This window comes from Paraburkholderia nodosa (assembly GCF_001718195.1).
Lineage (GTDB): Bacteria > Pseudomonadota > Gammaproteobacteria > Burkholderiales > Burkholderiaceae > Paraburkholderia > Paraburkholderia nodosa_A.
In genome coordinates this window covers 1-2,122 of sequence record NZ_MCNV01000068.1, presented here as the reverse complement: position 1 = coordinate 2,122, position 2,122 = coordinate 1, and the positions used below count along the sequence as shown (strand labels likewise).

Annotated in this window: 3 protein-coding genes; 2 read left to right on the top strand and 1 reads right to left on the bottom strand. The window is 58.1% G+C overall.

What is annotated here, in order from left to right; genetic code table 11:
• On the bottom strand, positions 1-229 hold a 229-nt coding region (locus tag BFD71_RS40200), incomplete at its 3' end, for a transposase (RefSeq protein WP_141710976.1).
• Positions 230-371: 142 nt separating this feature from the next.
• On the opposite strand from BFD71_RS40200, the gene BFD71_RS42700 reads away from it, so the two are divergent.
• A complete protein-coding gene (locus tag BFD71_RS42700) occupies positions 372-506 on the top strand; it encodes a hypothetical protein (protein WP_256095119.1) in 135 nt (44 codons plus the stop codon).
• Between the two features lie 32 nt (positions 507-538).
• The gene (locus BFD71_RS38635) at positions 539-1,990 is read left to right on the top strand and encodes an IS1182 family transposase (protein WP_069269417.1); all 1,452 of its coding nucleotides are present in this window, start codon (positions 539-541) and stop codon (positions 1,988-1,990) included.
• Positions 1,991-2,122 lie beyond the last annotated feature (132 nt).

Sequence of the window (2,122 nt, the reverse complement as noted above, 5' to 3'; positions counted from 1 at the left end):
CGCGATTAAGATAGCCGTAGATATAGAGTTTGAGGAGAACGGCAGGATGGTAAGACGGTCGGCCCGTGATCGCGGGAGTGGTGCCTTCAAATCCCATGGAAGCGAGATCGAGCTCGTCCACAAATGCGTCGACTATCCGGACGGGATTGTCTTCGGCGATAAAGTCTTCGAGACATTCCGGCAGCAAACTGGCCTGATTGCGGTTTGCACCTTCGACAAATCGCCCCATCTCCGCCTCTCGCGCTAACAGGTTGATTCAGTCTAGGCGATCGCACGGGGTTTTGACACACCCTCGGCCAGGAGCGGACGCTCGACATATCGCACTGGATTGCTGACAATCCTCCCACGTCCGATCTGAGAGAGTGCGCCTAATGATGCAGTTGCAATTCCTGCCGCCCGAGATCGCGCGGCAATCGATCTCACGGAAGGAAATCGTTGTTCCGTTGGACGCGGCCATTGCAGCGATCGAGGCCGAGGGTGTGTCAAAACCCCGTGCGATCGCCTAGACTGAATCAACCTGTTAGCGCGAGAGGCGGAGATGGGGCGATTTGTCGAAGGTGCAAACCGCAATCAGGCCAGTTTGCTGCCGGAATGTCTCGAAGACTTTATCGCCGAAGACAATCCCGTCCGGATAGTCGACGCATTTGTGGACGAGCTCGATCTCGCTTCCATGGGATTTGAAGGCACCACTCCCGCGATCACGGGCCGACCGTCTTACCATCCTGCCGTTCTCCTCAAACTCTATATCTACGGCTATCTTAATCGCGTGCAGTCGAGCCGACGCCTTGAGCGGGAGTGCCAGCGCAACGTCGAGCTGATGTGGCTGACCGGTCGCCTCGCGCCGGACTTCAAGACGATTGCCGAGTTCAGACGCAGCAATGGCGCCGGCATTCGCAACGTATGCCGACGCTTCGTGGTGATATGTCGCGACCTGAAGCTCTTCACGCAAGCAGTCGTTGCCATCGACGGCAGCAAGTTCAAGGCGGTGAACAGTCGTGACAACAACTTCACTCCTAACAAGATCGCAAGGCGTCAGGAACAGATCGAGCAAAGCATCCAGCGCTATCTGGATGCCCTGGAAACGGCTGATCGCACGCAACCAGCTGAGGTGGAAGCGAAAACCGAACGGCTACGGGAGAAGATCGAGACGCTGCGCGAACAGATGCGCGATCTGGATCGGGCCTCAGAACTGTTGAATGATTTACCGGAAAAGCAGGTTTCGCTGACTGATCCCGATTCACGCTCGATGATGTCGCAAGCCAAGGGCACAGGTGTGGTGGGCTACAACGTTCAGGTGGCTGTTGATACGAAGCATCACCTCATCGTGACCCACGAAGTGACGAACGTCGGTAGTGACCGCGCGCAGCTAAGCCCGATGGCGAAGGCCGCCCGCGATGCGATGGGCAGGAAGACGATCCGGGCGCTGGCCGATCGCGGGTACTACAGTGCCACGGAGATCAAAGCATGCGATGACGCGGGTATTGCAGCGCTGGTGCCAAAAACACAGACCTCCGGTGCAAAGGCAGATGGACGTTTCGATCGGGCCGACTTCATCTACATCGCCAAAGACGACCAATACCTATGCCCAGCGGGGCAACGGGCGATTTACCGATTTACTTCCGTCGAGCGCGAAACACCGATGGCCCTGCGTACTTACTGGAGCAGCGCTTGCCCGAAATGCCCGATAAAGAACCGGTGCACGCCGACCGACTACCGGCGTATTCGACGATGGGAACACGAAGTGGTGCTTGAGGCGATGCAGTCCAGGCTGGATCGTCAGCTCGACGCCATGACGATGCGGCGGCGGACGGTCGAGCACGTGTTCGGCACGCTCAAGCACTGGATGGGTTCGACGCACTTCCAGACGCGCGGACTTGGTCATGTCGCTGCTGAAATGAGTTTGCACGTGCTGGCCTACAACCTAAAACGGGTCATCAGGATTCTCGGGTTCGCAAAGACGATGCGTGCAATGAAGCTCGCAGGCGCGTGAACTCCCACGCGCCGATGTCGTTTGCCAGTAAAAACGATCACGTCACCTGCCTGCGTCTCGGCCTAACGTAACTGCGTGCCCAACCGCGCGTCACCGGTCGGCCGTTCTGCGCGTTTTTACACGGCCTCGGCC